Below are 22,711 nucleotides of genomic sequence, written 5' to 3'. Positions count from 1 at the left end.
TCTTAGTAGTTCAAAAGTAAACAAAATATAAAAGCGACTATTTACAAATTCAAAATTCTTAAAAACTGCAGCTTATTTTACAATTAGTTTTCTTGTCATTTTATGATTGTTTTCTACCACTTGAACTAAATAGACTCCTGGTGATAAACTAACAATGTTTAGTGCGTTATTTCGAAGTCTGTCTAGGAGGACTGTTTTTCCAAAAACATCGAAAACGGTAACAAGCTTTAGGTCATTGGAATCTGTTCTGACATAAACTATATCATTTACAGCCGGATTGGGATAAAGTGTTAAACCAGAAATGTTTTGATCCTTGTCGTTTTTCTGTTTAACTTCTTGCGCGGAAACAAGAAGGGAAAAAAACAGCAGAATGAAGAAGTAGGTTTGTTTCATTAAGATTGATTTGGGATCAACACTTAAATGTACTTCATTTCATAACTTTAAAACAGAATATGTTGTGAACAAAGTTTTTTTGTAGGTAAAAATTTCAGTCAGTGTATTTCATCGATAAAATAGGTGTTTTATCGAATTGCTTAGAAAGTAAAAAAGGCCTATGGCAAAATTAAAATTAAGGAGTATTACTTGATAACCAGCTTTCTTGTTGCAACTTTATCCTTTTCAAGTACCCTTAAGACATAAACTCCGGACACAAGATTTGCCACGCTCAATTCTTTTCTAAGAATAGTAGTTTCTAGAACCATATTTCCAAAAATGTCAAAAACTAATACCTTTTTTGGCGCATTAACGGCAGTTTCAATAAATACCCTTCCTGTAGTAACTGGGTTAGGATATACTTTAAACCCATCAATATCACCACTTGGTGTAGGAGACTTTTGTGCAAAACAAAAACTTATAAAAAGTAAGCAAAAAAGAAGGTAAAAGTGCTTCATATAGTCCTATCAACAATCTAACTATCACAAATATAGAAATTTTAGGAATCAAGAATGATAGCAAATTCTTCAAATTCTGGATTATTCGACCAAATGCATTTTATTACGTCAGTTCTTGGGTTTTTTAACACTTAGAATACCTAAATAGCTAGTTGACAACATTATCTTATAGTTAAGCAGATTAAATCAATGTTAAGGGGACAAGATTTATTAGTATTATCTTTACATTTGAAATTAAGGCAAGAATTTAACTCATGAAAAAACAGGATATTAAAATTCTTTTAGTAGACGATGAACCAGATATTCTTGAAATTTTAAAATACAATCTTTCCTCGGAGGGTTATCAAGTTTATACGGCAAAAAATGGAATGGAAGGCGTAGAGAAAGCGAAGAAAAAGCATCCGCATCTAATTATTTTGGATGTTATGATGCCAGAAATGGATGGGATTGAAGCTTGTGAAATAATTAGAAATACAAAAGGTTTGGAAAACACCCTAGTTGCTTTTCTTACGGCCAGAGGAGAGGATTATTCCCAAGTTGCTGGTTTTAATGCAGGAGCCGATGACTATATAACCAAGCCTATAAAGCCTAAACTTTTAATAAGTAAAATTAAAGGCTTATTACGAAGGCTCAATGAAAATTCTTTACCGACTGACGAAATTATGAAGGTAGGCTCTTTGGAGATAAATAGAGAAGAGTATAAAGTGGTAAACAAAGGGGGTGAAATTATTCTGCCGAGAAAAGAGTTTGAACTTCTGGCCCTGCTAGCCTCAAAGCCTGATAAAGTTTTTAAGAGAGAGGTTATTTTGGATAAAGTTTGGGGGCAAGAGGTTGTTGTAGGAGGGAGAACCATTGACGTGCATATTAGAAAGTTGCGTGAAAAAATTGGAGACAATCATTTTAAAACCGTCAAAGGTGTAGGTTATAAGTTTGTACTGTAATGGCTACTCGAGTAAGGAAGTCGTATAAATTTGCCTTCAGGTCCGCTTTGTTTATTGCTATTATTTTAACAATCGCTTTATGGGCTTTTGTTTGGTTTTCAAAGATGGCAGAAATACAACTTCTAAGTATTTCGCTATTCTTTATAGTAGTTTTTCTAACTTCCTTTATTCTTATTCAAATTCGCCTAGAGAAGTATATCTATCGAAGAATAAAGCAGATTTACGACGATGTGTCTCTTTTAGAATCCTCTTCATTTACTTCCGGATCGGTCACCACGGACATGAAAACTCTGACGGAAGAAATTGAAAAATTTGCAAAGGACAAAAAGATTGAAATCGATACTTTAAAAATCCGAGAAGAATATCGTAAGGATTTTCTTGGCAATATTTCACACGAATTAAAAACACCACTTTTTACCGTACAGGGCTATATTCTCACCCTTTTAGATGGGGCGTTGGAGGATAAATCGGTTCGTAAAAAATACCTACAAAGGGCGCAGAAGGGGGTAGATCGATTAATCTATATAATCAAGGATTTAGATCTAATTACCAAGCTCGAAGTGGGAGATCTCAATTTAGAGAGGAGTAATTTTGATATTATTGAACTTATTCAGAACGTCTTTGACCTCTTAGAGATAAAAGCAGGAAAAAAGAAAATATCCTTGACTTTCGACATGAATTACGATACACCTATTTATGTATTTGGCGATAGAGATAAAATTCAACAAGTAGTTTCTAACCTAATTGTAAATTCCATTAAATACGGTCATCGTTCCGGAACCACTGAAGTTAGCATTGAAAACTTAATAAGAAACAAAGTTATAATTAGAATTACCGATAATGGGGAGGGGATGAGTGAAGAACACGTGCCACGTATATTTGAGAGGTTTTATCGCGTAGATAAAAGCGGAAGTAGAAAGGAAGGAGGTTCAGGTCTTGGCTTGTCTATTGTAAAACACATTATAGAAGCACATGGGGAAAAGATTTATGTTGAAAGTGTGCTGGATGTTGGATCGGAATTTTCCTTCACCTTAGAAAAGGCAGATCCGAATATAGAACTTGGAACGGTATCTGAAAAAAATAATTAGTTTTGATAAATCAATAATTATTTTTCATTTGGGAAGCAAGAATAAACTGAAACGTTTTAAACAAAACGACAGGTTTAAAAATGTTATTCAGCCTAGTAGGACTGAAATTATAGAGGGAGTATTTCCTTTTAAGGGAAGTTGGCGAGAACACTTTCAGAATAGCCATCCAATAGTTATAGAGCTTGGATGCGGTAAAGGAGAATACACCATAGAACTTGCCCGAAGAAATCCTTCAAAGAATTTCATAGGAATGGATATAAAGGGAGCACGACTTTGGAGGGGTGCCAAAACTGCCCTTGAAGAAAACCTTACTAATGTTGCGTTTTTACGATCTCAGATAGAGCTGATTGATTCGCTTTTTGGCCCGGAAGAGGTAGATGAAATATGGATTACCTTTCCGGACCCTCAGATAAAATTTAAGCGTACTAAGCATAGACTCACCAACATTAGTTTTTTAGAAAAGTATAAGCGAATTCTTAAATGCGGAGGTGTAATTAATCTTAAAACGGATAGTGAATTTATGCATGGTTATACTTTAGGACTACTACAGGGACTTAACTTGGATATTATTTATGCTAATCATGATGTTTACAAGAATGAAGGCAGTCCTGAAGAAGTTCTTGATATTCAGACTTATTATGAAAATCAGTATCTTGATAAGGGAAAGCCCATAACTTATATTAAGTTTAGGGTTCAATAGCCAATGATACATTCACTTATCTTATTTTTTGTAACGTTTTCTGCGGCCTTTATGGCCACAGTACCTCCAGGTCTACTTAATATGAATGCTGCAAAGACCAGTGTAAAAAAAGGAAAACTAAATGGAATAGTATTTAGTCTGGGGGTGTCCACAATGATAATGATACAGGCGTATATTGCCGTGGTAATCTCCAAATTACTCTTTCGCCACCCTGAAGTTTTAGATTTATTGCTTAAAACAGCTCTTTTTATTTTCGCAATTTTGGCAGTTGCATTTTTTATGGCGGCAAGGCGAGAAAAGGCCAAGAAAATTAAAATTGTAAAAGTCAGTAAAAAGAATAGTTACTTTAAAGGACTACTATTAGCGGCAGTAAACTTACTTACCATTCCATATTACAGTGGCCTTAATGCTATGTGGAGAGCCTCTGGGTGGATTAATTTTGAACTTTGGGATATCCTTACCTTTATAGGTGCCGCAGGTACTGGTTCCTTTATGGCTTTATACCTTTACACCATTTATTTTAATAGATTAGAATCTAAGACAGATAAATTTTCAAAGAATTCTAACTATATACTGAGTTTGCTTATGCTTGTGTTATTTATAATAACAACAATTCGAATTTTAAATTCTTAAGATGCCGGAATCCAAGGATAATTTTTTTGATAAAGTATACGACGTAAGTAAGGCAATTCCCTACGGTAGAGTTACATCCTACGGGGCTATTGCTAAGTACTTGGGCGCTGCAAAAAGTGCTAGAATGGTAGGTTGGGCGATGAATAAGACTGGCCATAGAGAAGATGTTCCGGCCCATAGAGTGGTTAACCGCAATGGAATACTTACGGGCAAGCATCATTTTGATGGAACAAATCTTATGCAACAACTATTGGAAAGTGAAGGAATAAAAGTGGTTGATCTTAAAATAGTAGAATTTGAAAAACACTTTTGGGACCCATCTATAGAGCTACTCTGATTTTATTTTTTTAAAATTTCATAGCTATAGTTCAGAATTTTTTTGAACTATAGTTTTATAGGCCTTTTCAATAGGAAGTCTTTAATCTTTCAAGGCTATAGTCTATCTTTGTTGTTTAGAATCATTTTATATAAAGTATTATTTTAGAGTTAGATGAAGTTGCTAAAAAAAGATATTTACAAAGCTTTAGAGACCATAACTGTACCTGGGGAGGGCCTAAACATGGTAGAGAGTGGGGCAGTAGACAATGTTCAGGTATTTGGAGATGAAGTAATAGTGGATATAACCATTAAAAACCCTAGTCTTCAGGCAAAAAAGAAAACAGAGGTTGAAATCTTAAAGGCTATTCATCGTGAGGTTTATAATAAGGCCAAGATTACTATAAATGTTAAGGTAGATGCTCCTCTTAAACCTAAGGTGAATGAAATAAAAGGAAAACCTATTCCTGGAATACAAAATATTATAGCTGTTGCTTCCGGCAAGGGTGGTGTTGGTAAATCAACTGTTACAGCAAACTTGGCAGTTAGCCTGGCCAAAATGGGCTTTAAAGTTGGCCTTCTCGATGCTGACATATATGGCCCGTCTATGCCAATAATGTTCGATGTAACTGAAAAAAAGCCATTGGCTACAGAAGTAAACGGCAAATCAAAGATGTTACCCATTGAGAATTATGGTGTAAAAATCTTGTCTATTGGGTTCTTTACGCAACCTAATCAGGCGGTCATATGGAGAGGTCCAATGGCATCCAAAGCATTAAATCAAATGATTTTTGATGCGGCCTGGGGAGAAATAGACTTTATGTTGATTGATCTTCCACCAGGAACAGGGGATATTCATTTAAGTATAATGCAAGCTTTGCCAATCACGGGAGCAGTGGTAGTGAGTACACCACAAGAAGTGGCATTAGCCGATGCGCGAAAAGGGGTTGCTATGTTTCAACAGCAATCCATAAATGTTCCTGTTTTGGGAATTATAGAAAATATGGCTTACTTTACACCAGAAGAGTTGCCGCAGAATAAGTATTATATTTTTGGCAATGAAGGGGCCAAGAATCTATCAACAGATTTAGAGGTGCCCTTTTTAGGGGAAGTACCAATAGTTCAAAGCATTCGAGAAGCGGGTGATATTGGTAGACCTGCGGCGCTACAAGTTGCAACCCCTGTAGAAAAAGCCTTTGAAGATATTACAAGGAATGTGGTTCAGCAAGTAGTTTCCAGAAACACAAGTTTACCTCCTACAGAGGCTATCAAGATAACGACTATGGCTGGCTGCTCGGCAGTTAAAAAGAAATGATTATGACATCAGAAGAATTGAAATCTAACATTGAAAAGGCATTGGATGAAATCCGCCCTTTTTTACAGAGCGATGGCGGAGATATTAAATTAATCTCCATAGATAACGATAAACTCGTCAAGGTGCAGCTTGAAGGAAATTGTGTTGGCTGCAGCGTTAACCAAATGACTTTAAAAAGCGGTGTTGAAATGACAATTAAAAAACATGCGCCTCAAATTGAAGAAGTAATTAATGTCTCTTAAAATCTTGTGCTAAAATCATTCTTCGAATGGCAACACCTCATGCAGTTGTTCTTTTCAAAAATTCTTAAAATTAGCTTCTAAGAAATAAATATGTCAGATATTAAAGTAGGTATCACTGATAGAGATGGAAATCATCATCTGGTAGATGCTCCCACCGATATGAATATGAATCTAATGGAGTTGGTTCGCACTTATGAACTTGCCCCGGAAGGGACTATTGGAGTATGCGGAGGAATGGCTATGTGCGCATCTTGCCAGTGCTATATAGAATCTAATCATAATTTAGGGAATAGGTCTGAAGAGGAAGAAGCTATGCTTGCTGAGGCTTTTAATGTAGAAGATAATAGTAGATTGGGATGTCAAATTTATATCACTTCACAACTAAATGGATTAGAAATTAAGCTAGCCCCGGAAGACTAAATTCTGGCCTGGTAGGTAAAAAGATTATAATACCTGCCTTCTTTTTCAATGAGACTTTCGTGGGTGCCTTGCTCGGCAATTTTCCCATTTTCAATAACCAGGATCTGATCTGCCTTTCTAATAGTACTTAGTCTATGTGCTATTACAAATGTGGTACGACCTTTGGTTAGTTCGGCTAAACTCTTCTGAATTAATCCTTCACTTTCCGTATCCAGATTTGAGGTGGCTTCGTCGAGAACTAATATTCTGGGATTGGCCAATACCGCCCTGGCAATGGCAATTCTTTGCCTTTGTCCTCCGGAGAGTTTAATCCCTCTTTCACCTATCAAGGTATCCAATCCTTCTTCAAATCTATCCGTAAACTCATCCACATAGGCCGCCTTAATAGCATTTTGTAATTCGTCCTCTGAGGCGTTTGGTCTAGGAAATAGGATATTTTCCTTTATTGTTCCCTCGAAGAGAAAATCATCCTGTAAAACTACACCTAAATACTTTCTATAACTCCTTAATTCTATTTTAGATAAATCCTTACCATCAATTGTAATTCTTCCTTTTTGGGGTGTAAGAAAACTGGCAGCCAATCCGGCAATAGTACTTTTTCCTGATCCAGAACTCCCCACTAGTGCCGTCACCGAGCCTGAGGGTACTTCAAAACTTACTTCTCGGATTACTTCCTTATCGGTTTCATAGGAAAAAGAAACATTTTCAAATACAACATCACCTTTTATCTCTTTTAGGGTGGTTGTTCTATGGTGCAAATCTGCCTCGGCTGTCATGTTCATAAGCTCTTCAGTCCTGTCCAAGCCAGCAAGGGCCTCTGTTAATTGACTTCCGATGTTGCTCATCTGAACTATAGGGGCAACCATTAAACCTAAAAGAAATGTAAATGTCAAAAACTCTCCAATGGTCAATTCGTCAATCATTATTTTATATCCTCCTAGACCCATAATTCCAGTTGTTGCTACCCCGAGAAGAAAGGTCGATGAACTTGTCATAAAGGCTGTAGCAGTGAGACTCTTTTTTACATTTTCATATAATTTCAGTACGCCATGTTCAAATATTTTATGCTCTTGTTTTTCTGCATTAAATCCTTTGATTACACGTATGCCGCCTAAAGTCTCGGTTAAACGTCCAGTAACTTCCGCATTGATTTTACCTCTGTTCCTGAAAATAGGTCGAATAATTTTAAAGGCTTTAAGTGCAATTACGGCGAATATGGCTAAAGGAACAAGGGCAAAAAGAGTCATACTTGTACTTATTCTTAGCAGTAAAATCAAAGAAACAACAGCCGTTATTGAACCTCCAACCAGTTGTACAAGACCTGTCCCAATTAGATTTCTTACTCCTTCTACATCCGACATTATTCTAGACACTAATTCTCCTGATTTGGTATTGTCAAAAAAGCGAATAGGTAAAGAAAGAATCTTTTTTTGTACTTGGGCCCTAAGCTCTGATATCATATACTGAGCTTGAACACTTAGTATTTTAGTAAGCAGAAAAGAGGTAATGGCCTGCACTAATATGGCGGTTATTACCACTCCAATTAATATTTTTAAAAAGTCTAGATCTTTATTAGGAATTATATCATCCATCAAATATTTAAGAGATAATGGAGCTACAAAGCTAGCGGCCTTACTTATTACAATTAGGATTAGACCAATAAAGACTAAATTTCTTCTGGGCCAAATGATTGTCTTAAAGGCTTTTAAAACACTTATTTTTTTATCGGACATATTAAATACAACACTTTTAGTTGTGAAAGGTCGTAAATTAAAGTAAAATTGCTTTTAATTACCCGGATTATTATTTATTCTATGTTCTAGTGGCTGTTACTTTTTAATCCTCCAATTAACTATAAAACGAAATTTTTAAAGGACGGAGATAATGTTTACATAAGTAAGACATAGAAATAAAAGGGAGTATCCGTACCATTAAAAATAGTAGCCAAAAATTAAAGACATAAGACTCTGTAGTATTTCTAAGGAATCAGAAAGTGGATTAGGAAAGAGTCTATTGAATCTTAAAACAAAGTTTTTAAAACGCGAAATAATGTCATATCAAATTGGGAAAATAAAAATACTTCTACTCCTTGGAGGCGTCCTTTTTTGCATGCTTTCCTGTGTTACAAATGGGAGTGCTGAGGAAGAAAGGTGGTTAAAAATAGCAGAGCGTGTTACGATTATTAGGGATGATTTTGGAGTGCCTCATATCTATGGAAAAAGTGATGCCGATGCAGTATTTGGGTTGCTATATGCCCAATGTGAAGATGATTTTAATCGTGTGGAGCAAAACTATATATGGGCAATTGGAAGGTTGGCAGAAATTGAAGGTGAAAAAGCTCTATATAGTGATTTACGTGCTCGAATGTTTATGAGTAAGGAAGAGGCACTTGCCAAATTTGATAATAGTCCTGAATGGTTAAAAGAGTTATGTATAGCTTTTGCAGATGGCATTAACTACTACCTTTTTACCCATCCAGAAGTCTCACCCAAACTAATAACACATTTTGAACCCTGGATGCCAATGTATTTCAGTGAAGGTTCTATTGGCGGAGATATAGAGCGGATTGACGTGGATAAAATACAAGCCTTTTATGAGAATAATGAGGCCATTCCGTTGGCGGTAGAACTTAAAAAGCAAAATACGCAGAAGGAGTTAGAACCTCAAGGTTCTAATGGTATTGCCCTATCTGGCAGTTTAACTCAGAGTGGTAATGCCATGTTGTTAATAAATCCGCATACTTCTTTTTATTTCAGGGGAGAGGTCCACGTAGTTAGTGAAGAGGGATTAAATGCTTATGGAGCAGTTACTTGGGGTCAGTTTTTTGTCTACCAGGGTTTTAATGAAAGAACAGGTTGGATGCATACTTCCACCTACACCGATGTATTAGATGAGTTTAAAGAAACCTTAGAGAGAAAGGCCAATGGTCTGGTTTATAAATATGGTGATGAATGGAGACCGATAAAGGAATCGGAGGTTATCCTTAAATACAAAACTGCAGAGGGTAGCTCCGAGAAGGTGTTCCCCATTTACAAAACGCATCATGGACCTTTAACACATAAGGAGGGAAAATTTCCAATTTCTTCTTCAATGATGTGGGACCCCGTAACGGCATTAGAACAATCCTTTATTCGAACAAAACAAGAAGACTATACGGGGTTTCGTAAGATGATGAATCTACGTACTAATTCTTCGAATAATACTGTTTATGCCGATGCTGATGGCACAATTGCTTATTTTCATGGCAACTTCATTCCAATACGCGATACCATATTTGACTATTCTAAACCTGTAGATGGAAGTAACCCCGAAACAGATTGGAAGGGCTTACACGAGGTAGATGAACATATTACCTTATTAAATCCCCCAAATGGGTGGATACAGAATTGTAATTCTACTCCCTTTACAGCTGCTGGAAATCATAGCCCTAGGGTAGAGAACTATCCAAAATATATGTCATTAAACCGGGAGAACTTTAGAGGGATACACGCAATATCTTTATTGCAACAGAAAGAAGACTATACCATAGACAGTCTGATTTCTTTAGCTTATGACCCATATTTACCTGCTTTTAAAGTTCTTATACCAGGATTGCTTGAGGCATATAATGAAAGTATGTCCGAGCATAAAGAATTGGCAGGACCAATAGCCGTTTTAAGAGAATGGGATTATAAAACATCCATAACGTCTGTTGCAATGACTCTCTCGCACTTTTATGCCAGCCATTATAGTAAACAAATAGACTTGCCTTTCGTTGCCAGCGATATGGAACGCTTACATTATTTTGGTAATTCTTCCCCTAGGGAAGAAAGGCTTCGGATTTTTAAAGAAAGCCTGAGTATTTTAGAGGAAGACTTTGGGTCTTGGAATATAGCCTGGGGAGAAGTTAATAGATACCAGCGTTTAGATGGTGGAATAAGACAGGCATTTAATGATGACTTACCCAGTTCGCCGATTGGCTTTGCTTCAGGAAGATGGGGAGCTCTAGCGGCTTATGGGGCTAGGTATAACAATAATACTAAAAAGATTTATGGGACTCGAGGGAATAGTTTTGTTGCCGTTGTGGAGTTTGGACCCAAAGTTAGAGCTAAAACTATTTTAGCTGGAGGGCAAAGTGGAGATCCAAGTTCCCCGCATTTTGGTGATCAAGTGGTTCCTTATGCCGATGTGAAATTTAAAGAAGCTGCTTATTATAAGGAGGATGTTTTAAAAAGAGCAGAGGAAACTTACCGTCCGGGCAAAAGATAATTATTAGTCTTTTACTACAATTAGTGAGGCTTTAGATCCTGTAGACAACATCCATTGATTGGAGTGTATTAACTGACCGTTCTCGTCATAGACGTCTACTTGTGCTGTGTTGGGCCCGGATGAGCCCTGATTTAAGGCCTCAAAATCTAATCTATTAAAGCCCTTCTGAAGATCAATGTTAACCCCTTTGAACGCACCTGTCAATAATAAATTGGCTTCTGCAATCTCTCCATTAACAAATATTCTTATGCGGTCCCCATCAACAAATTCGTGATCTCTGCAAACAATTCCAACATAGGTTCCGCCCGTTCTTACATCACCCAGATACATATCTCCAAAGTGTTTTTTAGAATTCGAATTCTGGCGTTCACCTACTTTGGTGTCTAACTTTAAATCATAACCAGCTTGTTTTAATTCTTTTTCTGGGAGCATTTTGATATTTCTGGCCTGTGGACTTTCTTTAAAACTTTTTTTGCTGAAATCAAGAACTGATGGGATATTCAAAGAAGGCCCTGCCTTTGGAGTGCTTTTTAAGTCCAAGTTTTTATCCGCATTTATTTCTAGGGGCTGTACCGTGGAAAAATCTGTTTGCGCCTGTATATTAATGAGAATGAATAAAAATAAAAAAAGAAATATTCCCTTTTTCATGACTTGCTTTTCTTGGTGTAAATTTAGCAAATACCTTGCCATATGGGCTTAAGATGGTGTTAAATTCGACTAAAGGGGTAAATAGATACCAATAAGATGACTTGGGAATATTGCTCCCTACACCTCATAGGTTTCTCCAGAATAAAACAAGTCATCTGTTTTTGAAAAAGAAGAATTTGCCTTGACCTTATCTGTAAGTTGTGCATCTCTATCTTCAAATATAACATCCTCATAACTCCTGATGATGCCCGTTACCAATGGATATTCCAGTCTAACCAACATTTGATGTAGTGTGGGGTCTTTCTCCTTGGCATTATGTATAAGGATATCTTTTTCACTTATACCGTTTTTCCCTATGGTAACAACCTCTAATTGAAGGCCTTTTAGGATTAAACCCTTATTTTTTTCTTTGCCAAAAACCATGGGCTCTCCGTGTACAGCAAATAACTGTTTATCTTCTCTTACTGATTTATCCGTATATTTCGTAAAGCATCCGTCGTTAAAAATGGGACAATTTTGTAATACTTCAATTAAAGAAGTCCCTTTAAACTTTTCCGCTTCAATAAACAATTGTGTCATGTCTTTTGGAGTATTTCCGCCAATTCTGGCAAAGAATCTAGCCTGTGCTCCTAGAGCCAATTCCCCTGGATGGAAGGGTGGCTGGGTATTGCCATAAGGAGAGGATTTTGTCTTCTGACCCACCAAAGAGGTGGGAGAGAATTGTCCTTTAGTAAGACCGTATATTTCATTGTTAAATAATATAATATTTAGGTCTAGATTTCGTCTTAAAACATGTATAAAATGATTTCCACCTATGGCTAGAGAATCCCCGTCACCAGTTATTACCCAAACACTTAACTTAGGATTTGCCAGTTTTACTCCGGAAGCAATGGCAGGCGCTCTCCCGTGAATGCCATGCATACCATAGGTGTCCATATAATAAGGAAATCTGGAAGAACAGCCGATACCTGATATGAATACAACATCTTCCTTGTTAATTTCCATTTGCGGCAGTGCCATTTGCATTGCTCTTAGAATAACATAATCATCGCATCCAGGACACCAGCGGACTTCTTGGTTGCTGGCAAAGTCTTTAAAAGAATATTTCTTTTTTTCTATAGAGGCCATAGTTAAGAGATTTCCGTATTAAAGACCTCCACCAGTTCGGCATTGCCAAAGGGAAGACCTTGTACTTTGTTATATTGAACAATATGGAAGGATGGGAAATTGTTTCGCAATACAGATGCAAATTGCCCCATATTTAGCTCGCAAACGATTATTTTATTAAATCCTGATAATATATTCTTTGTATTCTTGGGAAGGGGAGCTAGGTAATTAAAATGTGCCAGACCAATTTCTTTTAAGCCCTCATTATTTAATTGTTTTACAGCAGCATATAAGGTGCCATAAGTGCCGCCCCAACCTACGACCAATAGTTTCCCTTTTGTTGCAAATTCTATTTTTAAGTCTGGAATATAATTGGCTACTCTTTTTACTTTATCTGCCCTAATCCGAGTCATTTCTTCATGGTTTTTTGGGTCATACGATACCTGTCCAGAACTTTTATCTTTTTCTAATCCGCCAAGGCGATGTTCCAGATTTGGTGTGCCTGGAATAGCCCATTCTCTTACGAGATTTGCTAAATCTCGATCATAGGGATTCCAGCTTGAATTTACATCTGCCTTGTTTTTTTTCCTAGTCTCTATTTCTGGCATTTCTGAAACTTTTTGAATTTTCCATGGCGCTGATCCATTGGCAATATAACCATCAGATAATAGAATTACCGGAGTCATATGTTCTAAGGCAAGTTTTGCCGCTTCATAGGCATATTTAAAACAATTTGAGGGAGTACTGGCTGCAATCACAATAATCGGACTTTCACCATTTCTTCCATACATGGCTTGTAAAAGGTCGGATTGCTCTGTCTTTGTTGGCAATCCGGTAGAAGGCCCTCCTCTTTGCACGTTAACAACAACCAGGGGGAGTTCCAAAATCATTGCCAGCCCTAAGGCTTCGCCTTTAAGAGCCATACCTGGGCCAGATGTGGTTGTGATGGCCAGGTCTCCTGCAAAGGCCGCCCCTATAGCTGATGTTATCCCGGCAATTTCATCTTCGGCCTGAAAAGTTTTTACCCCAAAGTGTTTGTGTTTGGCGAGCTCATGAAGAATGTCCGAGGCAGGTGTTATTGGATATGACCCCAGAAAAAGTTCAAGACCAGATTTTTCTGCGGCTGCAAGAAAGCCCCAGGCCGTAGCCGTGTTACCCATAATAATACGATATGTGCCACTGGCCATTTTTGCAGGTGCTACGGTATATGCATTTGGAATTAATTCTAGGGTTTCAGCATAAAAAAAACCAGCATTGAGGACCTTAGTATTTGCTTCAATGAGTTCAGGTCTGGATTTGAACTTCTTCTTAAAAAATTCAATAGTATGCGAGGGAGATCGGCTATACATCCAATATACCATGCCTAAAGCAAACATATTTTTACTTCTGGTGATAGTCTTGTTATCTAGCCCTTTTACTTCTTTTAAAGCCTCTTTCGTTAGAGAAGTCATAGAGACTTCGATTACTCTATAGTTGTTTAGGCTACCATCTTCCAGAGGATTACTATCATAAAGTGCCTTTTCTAAGTTTTTTCGTGTAAATGAATCGATATCCACAATTATAGTATGACCCGCGTGTACCGAATGAAGATTAGTCTTTAGACCAGCCGGATTCATGGCAACTAATAGGTCTACATTATCGCCAGGAGTACTTATTTCCACACTTCCTATATGTACTTGGAAACCCGACACCCCGTATAAACTTCCTTGAGGAGCTCTGATTTCGGCAGGGTAATTTGGGAAAGTAGCAATATCATTACCGAACATGGCTGAAGTATCCGAAAACTGACTTCCCGTTAATTGCATTCCATCGCCCGAATCCCCAACAAATCTAACAATAACAGCTTCAAGAGCTTTTAGACCTCCTTTTTTAATTTCCATAGCAAAAAAAGCAATATTTATTTCATCAGTAATTTAGATAAAAATAGAATCAGAATGCACCATCTTTACTTTCTCTATCACTAAATGTACAGAGAATTCAATAAACATCATATAAAAAATTAGTCTAAAAGTTTCGCCTGAGAAGCTTCTAAACTATAAAAATGTCTCCTGAATTTTTAGTAACTAACGATCAATAAATACTATTTTTTAAAGAATTACGTAGTTTATTTTCCCCAAGCGCTTTTAATGAAATCAAGGAAATTTTTATGCATTATTCCTTCAATCTGATTTGAGGTATACCCCCTATTGGTTAGCAATTTGGGAATATTCTGTAAGTCCGCAATAGTGTCCAAATCATAGGGAGCTTGTTCTCGACCAAACCCACCGTCTAAGTCGGTGCCGATTCCAACATGCTTAGCATTGCCAGCAAGCTGACAAATGTGATCTAAATGATCTAACATGGTGTTTAGTGTAACCTTCATCCTTTTGGGGTCGGATACGCCTCGTTTCCAATTAGGCACCATCATCCAAGCGTCTAAAGCCAAACCAATTACAGCACCTCTATTAATTAATTCTTTTATTTGTTCGTCAGTGAATTGTCTGTTGTGATTAACTAAACTACGACAATTATTATGGCTGGCCCATAGTGGACCATCGTAATAGTTTAGACTTTCCCAAAAGCTTTCATCGCATAAATGTGTAGCATCTAAAATAAGATTGAGCCTGGCTATTTCAGCTAGGAGATTTTTACCAATATTTCCAATACCTCCTTTTGCGTTTGTGCCTTGGGCATAAGTGCCTGGTCCGTAGTGGGCAGGGCCAATGGCTCTTAAGCCTTGCTCATAACTTTTTTCTAAATAACCTATGTCAAAAATAGAATCTGCCCCTTCCAAACTTAAAATATAACCCACAGGTTTTTTCAGCGAATCTCCGTTTTCCCATAAGTCTAAATGCTTATTTAAGCTGTTCAAATCTGTAATTTGCGACATTTCTCCTTCGTACTCCATTGCCTTATACCATGCTAGTTGTCCCTGAGTCTGGGCCCATGCCTGTTGAGGCGAATTCCAGCCGGGAATTGGGTTGTCTTTTTTTACATAGCGAGCTATCTGCGTTGCCATACACAATCCAATGTTGCCTTTTCTCATCGCAGGTAGAGACACCGTATTTTTCCCTCTATCTGGTTTGTCTTTTAAGCCTTTTTCTGCCTGTCTAATATCCTCTACGGACCATCTCAGATCTCTATTCCATTCCAAGGCATTCATAGCCAAGTCTAAATGCGCGTCAAAAATAAACATGTGAATATTAAATATTTAATTGATGATCTCTTGCCGCAACCTTCCATTCTCCTTCAAGCTTTTTATCCCGTACGGTTAATAATTTTGGATATTTTGCCACAGTGGGGCAAATGTGCATAGGAATGCCATAAAAAATATCTCCAATAGATAAGGCTTCGCTATTATGGTATTCGATTACGAGGTGTTCTTCACTCTGTCCTATCTGCTTACTGTCTTCCAAGCCGAAAATTTTAATTCTTGGAAAAGTCATTTCAGGTGCCATAGCCTTATGACCTAGGTCTAAGCATATGATATCCTTAGCTGGCTTGCTTATTATTCGAGATACTAAAACTGCAGCTTTTAAAAATGGCATTTCTTTGAAAAGGTTCCCGTAGCCTTCATCCCAGAGAAGGGTAGTTCCAGGGCTCACCTCTACCCCGTCTCTCTTTGCATGAATAGGAAATGAGGGAGACCCTCCAAGAACCAAGGAAGGTACTTTTGTACCTTCTTTTTCTATGCTTTCTTTTAACGCCAGTACCCTCTGAAAAGCTTTGTCGCAGTCCTTTTTTCTTTCCTCAAAATCCGGATTTCGTAGATGTCCATCATAGCTGTGTAGACCTTGTGCATTTAAGAATTGGTTCTCTTCAATTTTTTTAAATAGTAAATGAGCTTCATTGTTTGGCTCAATTCCTGTGCGGTTCATGCCCACATTAAGATCTAAAAACAAGGAAATAACCACCCCATTATTCTTTGCTATTTGGGCCATTTCCTGTGCGGTATTTTCATTATCTACAATGGTAGAAAACATAGTATTGGGGTATTCCTTAATCAGTTTTGCATAACGGTCTAAATTGGCGCCTACAGGCTGCATAGCTAATAAGACATCTTTGGCATCATTCATTGCTAAGAGTTCAGCTTCTGCGATAGTGGCACACTTGAATTTTGTAATCCCTTTATTCATCTGCATTATAATTATTTCTGCAGTTTTATGGGTTTTGATATGTGGTCGCAATTTTTTTGCATCTCCTGATATTTCTATCATTAGATCTATATTTCTATCTATTCTCTCTGGATAGATTAATAAGGCGGGGGTATTCAAAGATTCCGGCGATTCAATTTCATACCAATTTTGATCAATCATAAAGGCCGAATTTAATGTAACTGGAACATGGCTTCGATTTCCACAGGAATATTTCCAGGCAACATCATTCCAACGGCGCTTCTTACCCCTACACCCATTTCATTGCCAAAAATATCCGCCATTAACTCGCTAAACCCGTTAATTACCAATGGATGCTGCCCAAAATCAGGAGTGGAATTTACCATTCCTAGGACTTTTACCACCCTCTTAATCCGGTCTACATCGCCAAAATGTGTTTGTATTGTAGACAACATGGTGAGGCCTACCTGTTCGGCGGCTAATTTGCCCTGTCCTAAATTTAAATCATCTCCAACTCTGCCTGTAATTAAGGTTCCATCTGTTTGCATGGGCCCTTGACCGGAAACGTACAAAAAGTTATCAATTACTAATATAGGTCTGTATAGCCCCGCAGGAGGAGGTGCTGGAGGTAAAACCAGGCCTAAGGTTTCTATTCTTTTAGAGGGTGAATCGTTCATAGTATAAAATTAAAGGATTGAATTTAATATCAAAACGCCGAGAATACCAATAACTCCAATGGTTGTTTCCATAACAGTCCATGTTTTTAATGTGTCCTTAACGGAAAGATTAAAGTATTCTTTAAATAACCAAAACCCACCATCGTTTACATGAGATAACATTAAACTTCCAGAGCCAATGGCGAGCACCATTAATTCTGGACTAACTCCGGAGGATTCTATTAAAGGTAAAACAATTCCTGCGGCAGTTAGTCCTGCCACAGTGGCTGAGCCAACACAAATCCTTAGCACTGTTGCAATTAACCAAGCTAGGATTAGGGGAGATATTGCAGAGCCATCTAGCAGGCTTCCAATATAATTACTAACTCCGCTATCAACAAGAACTTGTTTAAGGGCTCCCGCTCCTGCTATGATTAATAAAACCATGGTAATACCAGATATGGAACTCCCAACAGAAGCCATAACTTCTACCATCTTTTTATTTCGTCCAAGGCCAAGGGTAAAAATAGCAACTAAAACAGCTATAAGCATCGCGATAGCAGGGTTCCCCAAAAACAAGATAGTGGAATATAAGAAGAAATCGGGGGTAAGAAATAATTCGCTAACAGCTGCTATTCCTATCAAAAAAATGGGCAATAACGCAGTGAGTATACTTATACTCATACTCGGCATTTCTTCATCTTTAAAAACCTTTGGATTAACAAACTCTTTTAAGGGAGTTGCGCTTATATTTTTTACTGTTTTAGAAAAGATAGGTCCGGCGAAAATAATTGCCGGAATGGCTATCACAATCCCATAAAGAAGCGTTTTTCCCAGATTTGCCCCAAACATTATAGATATTGCCGTGGGCGCAGGATGCGGTGGCAGATATCCATGGGTAACCGAAAGAGATGCTAAAAGAGGCAGGCCTACATAGAGTAAAGGTAATTTGGTAGCAGCGGCAATGGTAAAGACTAGTGGAATCAAAATTACGAAACCAACAGAATAGAACATAGGAATGCCAACAATAAACCCCGTAAGTACTAGAGCCCACTGAATATTTTTTATGCCAAACTTGGACACTAAACCTGTGGTAATTCGTTGTGCTGCGCCACTGTCTGCAACCAATTTACCTAGCATGGCACCAAAACCTAGAATCATTACCAGAAAACCTAAAGTATTCCCAATACCATCCTGGATAGATTGTATTAATTTGTCCAATGACATCCCTTCCGCAATGCCCACAAATAGGCAAACTATAATAAAGGCAATAAAGGCGTTTAGTTTAAATCGGGCAATTAAGACAAAGAGAATTAATATGCCAATTAGTACAATAATTAAGGGCATTTTTAGGTGGGCTTTTTTATGTTAGTAATAAAGAAATTTACCTTCAAGGAAATATGCAAAATGTTAGGCTTCCTCCGGGGATAAATACTTGTAAACTAAACCGGCTAATAAGGCTCCCACAATTGGGGCTACCCAAAATAACCATAATTGGTCAATAGCCCAATCTCCCGCAAACAATGCCTGGCTAGTACTTCGCGCCGGGTTTACAGAGGTATTGGTAACAGGTATACTAATAAGGTGTATTAGGGTAAGACCAAGTCCGATTGCTATGCCAGCCATTCCTTTGGGTGCTTTAGAATGAGTAGCACCAAGAATAATAATTAGAAACATAAAGGTCATAACAACTTCAGTGATAAGCGCAGCTAACATACTATATCCGCCGGGCGAATGTTCTCCATAGCCGTTACTTGCAAAGCCACCTAGTTCAAATCCCGGTTTTCCCGATGCAATAAGATATAACAATCCTGCACCCGCGATACCCCCAAGCACTTGTGCAATAATATAAGGAACTAACTCTTTTTGACTAAATCGACCTCCTATCCACAGGCCTATAGACACAGCCGGATTCAAGTGACAGCCAGAGATATGTCCAATGGCATAAACCATAGTTAATACAGTGAGACCAAATGCCAGTGAGACACCTACAAATCCAATACCTAATTCTGGAAAGGAAGCCGCCAAAACTGCACTTCCACATCCCCCTAGAACTAACCAAAGGGTACCGATAAATTCAGCTACTAATTTTTTCATAATATGTGTTGGTTTAAATTATTCTCAGACAAGATACTTATTTTCTAATGGAATTAAATCCTATTAGTTTAGATTATGGCATGGAAGTAATAAATGATTTTAAAAAACCTGGGTTTTCTATTTAATACTGGCGCATCTTAGAAAAGATTAAAAAGTTTAAGCTAATCCCACTGGTTAAAATGGAAACTGACAAAAGTCATAGGCTTTGCCGTAGCTCTGATTTAATTTTGATAGATATATTCTTCTTATATTTTGTTTTCTGGACATATAATTTGTCTGGCCAATATAAATTTTAAGCTATTCTTTATATCTTAACTGATTAACAACTAGAACTATAAATATGAATCAAACTAAAAAAAGATGGCAATTAAAACACAGTATGGTTTTGTTGCGCCTATTTATTGGATGGCACTTCCTGTATGAAGGTGTCATTAAACTCTATAATCCCGATTGGACTTCTTTTGGATATTTAGCCACAGCCCAAGGTCCATTTGAATCCTTCTTCTTATTCATGGCTAAAGAACCATTTATCGGATGGGCTGATACCCTTAATTGGATGGCTTTGATGTTTGTTGGGATTACACTTATTTTGGGTTTCTATGAAAAAATAGGGGCACTAGTTGGGGTACTTCTCCTGGCTTTGTACTATTTCTCTCATCCAGCCTTTCCATGGCTGCAGCAACTCAATGTCGAGGGCAGTTATTGGTTTATAAATAAGAACTTAATTGAACTCGCCGCCTGTTTGGTGCTTTATCAATATCCAACGGGGCAATTTTTTGGCATAAAATATCTATTAAATAAGAAAGAACAACCTAAAACCGAGACCGTATGAAATGGACAAGAAGAGATGCCTTAAAGGGCTTAGGCGGGATTCCAATCCTTGGAGCAGTTTGGTGGGCAGGAGCCTCTAATGCCGTTTCAAAAAACAAGGAAAGATCTGCAATTTTAGAACAACTCAATATTCAACCAAGCTTGCCATCAGCCGTTAAAACAATTGATGGAGCAGCTGTAAAAGTTGGTATTATAGGTTTTGGTATTAGAGGGGAACAGTTATGCCGAGCTTTGGGCTTTGCTACCAAAGAATGGTTAGAAGATATGCGATTGGCGGCAGAGGAAGATCCGAACCACAGCAGATTGAAAGACTTTCTTAATCAGGATAAATTAAATGTACAATTAACCGCTGTTTGTGATATTTATGATGTAAGAGCAAAACGTGTCATAGATTCTTTTTCAGACGAAACAACAAAGGTGGTTAGATTTAGGAATTACAAAGAAATGATCCGAAGTGGAAAGGTAGATGCGGTAATTATTGCAACCCCAGATCATTGGCACGCTCCTATGGCAATTGATGCATTAAATAATGGAATACATGCTTATGTAGAAAAACCAATGACCCATACTATTGAGGAAACTTACCTTTTAAGAGATGCAGCAAGAAAGTCTAAAGCAGTTCTTATGGTAGGACATCAACACAGACAAACGCTGAGTTTTCAAACAGCCCAAGACATAGTAGAAAAAGGGGTACTAGGACATGTTTCATTGGTACAGACTAATACCAATAGAAATGACGACAACGGTGCATGGAATTATTATTTAGAAGAAGAGGCAACGCCCCAGACAATAGACTGGGATCAGTTTTTAGGAACAGCTCCGAAAATCCCATTTAATAAAAACCATTTTTTTAGATGGCGAAAATGGTGGGCATACGGTTCCGGTTTATCAGGCGATTTACTAACTCATGATTACGACAGGTTAAACTGTGTATTAGAAATGGGTATTCCAAATTCTATTACCGCTTCAGGTGGTATTTATACCCATAGAGATGGAAGAAACGTTCCGGATGTATTACAGGTAAATATGGAGTTTCCTAATTTTAGTACCGGTAGCAGCCAGAAAGCAGGAAAAGAAAAGGGGATGACCTTCGTTTACAGCGCTACTTTAGGAAATGGCTTTAGTAGACCAACAATTTTGATGGGACACGATGGTACCATGGAATTAGGAAACAGGTTAACCATTTGGCCGGACGGGAGATCTACAAAGTATGCTGACATGTTAGAGGCAGAAAGAATGAATCCTGGAATTCCTATGTATCAATACAATCCAGGGGCTAGTGTGCCGGATGCGGTATCTTCGGCCACCTCTCAATATTTTGCCGATAAGGGACTTATGTGGACGTATATAAACGGCGCCAGAGTTGATTCTACTTTCTTACACCTTAGAGAATGGTTAAGTAATACACGTAATGGAGGTAAAGTTAGTTGTGGGATTGATGAGGGTTTTGATGAAGCTATTACAGCTCATATGACCGGACTATCTTACAAATTAGGTCGCAGAATTGATTGGGATCCTGAATTGCAACAGATTGTTCCAATAGAAGGGATAAACTTTGACGAGGTTCTGTTGGGTTCTTTACAACAGGAGACCTAATTTACTTTTAAAACAAGAAAATTATAAAGGAGCAGCGTTTAAAAACGCTGCTCCTTTTTATTTAAATTTTATGAAAATATTAAGATAAACTGATAAATATCATATAATTCGCAATTTACTTGATGTAAATTTATGTAATTCTTAATACAAATAGTCATGCAAGTAAAGAAAAACCCAAAAGTAGACTTAAATAGAAACAGCGGACTGTATTTTGTAATGGGTCTTACAGTCGTTCTATTTTTGACCTGGCGTGCACTAGAATACAAATCGTATCCTAAGGACGCAACTACACTTGAAGTAGCTCAAGCAGTAGATGATTTAAAAGAAGATGTGCCAGTTACTGAAGTTCTTAAAACTACACCTCCACCTCCTCCGCCAGCAGCTCCTGAACTAATTGAAGTTGTAGATGACTCTGAGGAGATCGAGGAAACAATAATTGAAAGTACTGAAACCAGCCAAGAATCGGTAATTGAAGAGGCCATTGCGGTGGACGACGTTGAGGTAGACGAGGTAGAAGAAGAAATTATAGTTCCTTTTGCCGTTATTGAAAACGTTCCTATATATCCCGGTTGTGAAAACGCAGTAGGTAATGACGAACGTAAGGCTTGCTTCCAAAAAATGATCCAGGAACATATTAGACAACAGTTTAGCTATCCCGCAAGTGCTCTAGAATTGGGAATTAAAGGGAAAGTATACGTGCAGTTTATGATTAATTCAAAGGGTTATGTCGAAGCCATTCGAACAAGAGGACCAGACAAGATGTTAGAAAGAGAAGCGCAGCGAATTATTGCATCCCTTCCTACTATGACGCCAGGAATGCAACGTGGTAAGTCCGTTAAAGTTCCTTACAGTATACCTATTAATTTTTTAATTCAATAAGCTTACGGCTA

Annotated in this window: 23 protein-coding genes; 12 read left to right on the top strand and 11 right to left on the bottom strand. The window is 37.6% G+C overall.

Annotated elements, in window-relative coordinates; all coding sequences use genetic code 11:
- Positions 1-72: 72 nt before the first annotated feature.
- Both PXG98_RS01690 and PXG98_RS01685 read right to left on the bottom strand, forming a co-directional pair.
- Complete coding sequence (locus tag PXG98_RS01690; RefSeq protein ID WP_276388667.1) at positions 73-393, bottom strand: T9SS type A sorting domain-containing protein; 321 nt, start codon at positions 391-393, stop codon at positions 73-75.
- Between the two features lie 185 nt (positions 394-578).
- Positions 579-890, bottom strand: coding sequence for a T9SS type A sorting domain-containing protein (locus PXG98_RS01685; protein WP_276388666.1), 312 nt, complete (start codon positions 888-890; stop codon positions 579-581).
- 254 nt (positions 891-1,144) lie between these two features.
- Between PXG98_RS01685 and PXG98_RS01680 the strand changes: the two genes are divergently transcribed.
- The 8 genes from PXG98_RS01680 (at position 1,145) to PXG98_RS01645 (ending at position 6,544) form a co-directional block, all read left to right on the top strand.
- Entirely contained in the window at positions 1,145-1,831 is a 687-nt protein-coding gene (locus PXG98_RS01680; RefSeq protein ID WP_276388665.1) for a response regulator transcription factor, read from the top strand.
- 104 nt (positions 1,832-1,935) lie between these two features.
- A complete protein-coding gene (locus PXG98_RS01675) occupies positions 1,936-2,919 on the top strand; it encodes a sensor histidine kinase (protein WP_420909526.1) in 984 nt (327 codons plus the stop codon).
- 28 nt (positions 2,920-2,947) lie between these two features.
- Positions 2,948-3,619, top strand: coding sequence for a tRNA (guanosine(46)-N7)-methyltransferase TrmB (gene trmB, locus PXG98_RS01670; protein ID WP_276388663.1), 672 nt, complete (start codon positions 2,948-2,950; stop codon positions 3,617-3,619).
- 3 nt (positions 3,620-3,622) lie between these two features.
- Entirely contained in the window at positions 3,623-4,252 is a 630-nt protein-coding gene (locus tag PXG98_RS01665; RefSeq protein WP_276388662.1) for a LysE family transporter, read from the top strand.
- 1 nt (position 4,253) lies between these two features.
- The gene (locus PXG98_RS01660) at positions 4,254-4,589 is read left to right on the top strand and encodes an MGMT family protein (RefSeq protein WP_276388661.1); all 336 of its coding nucleotides are present in this window, start codon (positions 4,254-4,256) and stop codon (positions 4,587-4,589) included.
- Positions 4,590-4,742: 153 nt separating this feature from the next.
- Positions 4,743-5,882, top strand: coding sequence for an Mrp/NBP35 family ATP-binding protein (locus PXG98_RS01655; protein WP_276388660.1), 1,140 nt, complete (start codon positions 4,743-4,745; stop codon positions 5,880-5,882).
- A gap of 2 nt (positions 5,883-5,884) precedes the next feature.
- Positions 5,885-6,124, top strand: coding sequence for a NifU family protein (locus PXG98_RS01650; protein WP_276388659.1), 240 nt, complete (start codon positions 5,885-5,887; stop codon positions 6,122-6,124).
- A gap of 90 nt (positions 6,125-6,214) precedes the next feature.
- Positions 6,215-6,544 (top strand): 2Fe-2S iron-sulfur cluster-binding family protein, encoded by a 330-nt coding sequence (locus PXG98_RS01645; RefSeq protein ID WP_276388658.1) that lies wholly within the window; start codon positions 6,215-6,217, stop codon positions 6,542-6,544.
- Here the strand turns inward: PXG98_RS01645 and PXG98_RS01640 are convergent.
- On the bottom strand, positions 6,541-8,277 hold the full coding sequence (locus tag PXG98_RS01640; RefSeq protein WP_276388657.1) for an ABC transporter ATP-binding protein: 1,737 nt from the start codon (positions 8,275-8,277) through the stop codon (positions 6,541-6,543). The genes PXG98_RS01645 and PXG98_RS01640 overlap by 4 nt on opposite strands.
- Positions 8,278-8,593: 316 nt before the next feature.
- On the opposite strand from PXG98_RS01640, the gene PXG98_RS01635 reads away from it, so the two are divergent.
- Complete coding sequence (locus tag PXG98_RS01635; protein WP_276388656.1) at positions 8,594-10,792, top strand: acylase; 2,199 nt, start codon at positions 8,594-8,596, stop codon at positions 10,790-10,792.
- A gap of 3 nt (positions 10,793-10,795) precedes the next feature.
- Here the strand turns inward: PXG98_RS01635 and PXG98_RS01630 are convergent, their stop codons facing one another.
- The 8 genes from PXG98_RS01630 to aqpZ form a co-directional block, all read right to left on the bottom strand.
- Entirely contained in the window at positions 10,796-11,440 is a 645-nt protein-coding gene (locus tag PXG98_RS01630; protein WP_276388655.1) for a hypothetical protein, read from the bottom strand.
- A gap of 117 nt (positions 11,441-11,557) precedes the next feature.
- The gene (locus PXG98_RS01625) at positions 11,558-12,568 is read right to left on the bottom strand and encodes a 2-oxoacid:ferredoxin oxidoreductase subunit beta (protein ID WP_276388654.1); all 1,011 of its coding nucleotides are present in this window, start codon (positions 12,566-12,568) and stop codon (positions 11,558-11,560) included.
- Between the two features lie 2 nt (positions 12,569-12,570).
- Positions 12,571-14,427 carry a 2-oxoacid:acceptor oxidoreductase subunit alpha gene (locus PXG98_RS01620; RefSeq protein ID WP_276388653.1) on the bottom strand — a complete coding sequence of 619 codons (1,857 nt, stop codon included), beginning with the start codon at positions 14,425-14,427 and terminating at the stop codon, positions 12,571-12,573.
- A 224-nt stretch (positions 14,428-14,651) separates the two neighbouring features.
- The gene (locus PXG98_RS01615; protein WP_276388652.1) at positions 14,652-15,722 is read right to left on the bottom strand and encodes a dipeptidase; all 1,071 of its coding nucleotides are present in this window, start codon (positions 15,720-15,722) and stop codon (positions 14,652-14,654) included.
- Positions 15,723-15,729: 7 nt separating this feature from the next.
- Positions 15,730-16,842 carry a D-TA family PLP-dependent enzyme gene (locus PXG98_RS01610; protein WP_276388651.1) on the bottom strand — a complete coding sequence of 371 codons (1,113 nt, stop codon included), beginning with the start codon at positions 16,840-16,842 and terminating at the stop codon, positions 15,730-15,732.
- Positions 16,843-16,853: 11 nt separating this feature from the next.
- The gene (locus PXG98_RS01605; protein ID WP_276388650.1) at positions 16,854-17,318 is read right to left on the bottom strand and encodes a RidA family protein; all 465 of its coding nucleotides are present in this window, start codon (positions 17,316-17,318) and stop codon (positions 16,854-16,856) included.
- A 9-nt stretch (positions 17,319-17,327) separates the two neighbouring features.
- Positions 17,328-18,644 carry a gluconate:H+ symporter gene (locus PXG98_RS01600; RefSeq protein WP_276388649.1) on the bottom strand — a complete coding sequence of 439 codons (1,317 nt, stop codon included), beginning with the start codon at positions 18,642-18,644 and terminating at the stop codon, positions 17,328-17,330.
- A 63-nt stretch (positions 18,645-18,707) separates the two neighbouring features.
- Positions 18,708-19,394: an aquaporin Z gene (aqpZ, locus tag PXG98_RS01595; protein WP_276388648.1), complete on the bottom strand. Its 687-nt coding sequence runs from the start codon at positions 19,392-19,394 to the stop codon at positions 18,708-18,710.
- Positions 19,395-19,734: 340 nt separating this feature from the next.
- Here aqpZ and PXG98_RS01590 point away from each other — a divergent pair, with 340 nt between their 5' ends.
- From PXG98_RS01590 to PXG98_RS01580, 3 genes are all read left to right on the top strand, one after another.
- The gene (locus PXG98_RS01590) at positions 19,735-20,226 is read left to right on the top strand and encodes a DoxX family membrane protein (protein WP_276388647.1); all 492 of its coding nucleotides are present in this window, start codon (positions 19,735-19,737) and stop codon (positions 20,224-20,226) included.
- Entirely contained in the window at positions 20,223-21,821 is a 1,599-nt protein-coding gene (locus tag PXG98_RS01585) for a Gfo/Idh/MocA family protein (RefSeq protein ID WP_276388646.1), read from the top strand. Before PXG98_RS01590 ends, PXG98_RS01585 begins: the two co-directional genes overlap by 4 nt.
- Before the next feature lie 156 nt (positions 21,822-21,977).
- On the top strand, positions 21,978-22,700 hold the full coding sequence (locus tag PXG98_RS01580; protein ID WP_276388645.1) for an energy transducer TonB: 723 nt from the start codon (positions 21,978-21,980) through the stop codon (positions 22,698-22,700).
- Positions 22,701-22,711 lie beyond the last annotated feature (11 nt).

The organism is Eudoraea chungangensis (genome assembly GCF_029360665.1).
Classification (GTDB): domain Bacteria; phylum Bacteroidota; class Bacteroidia; order Flavobacteriales; family Flavobacteriaceae; genus Eudoraea; species Eudoraea chungangensis.
This window is presented reverse-complemented; position numbering and strand designations above follow the sequence as displayed.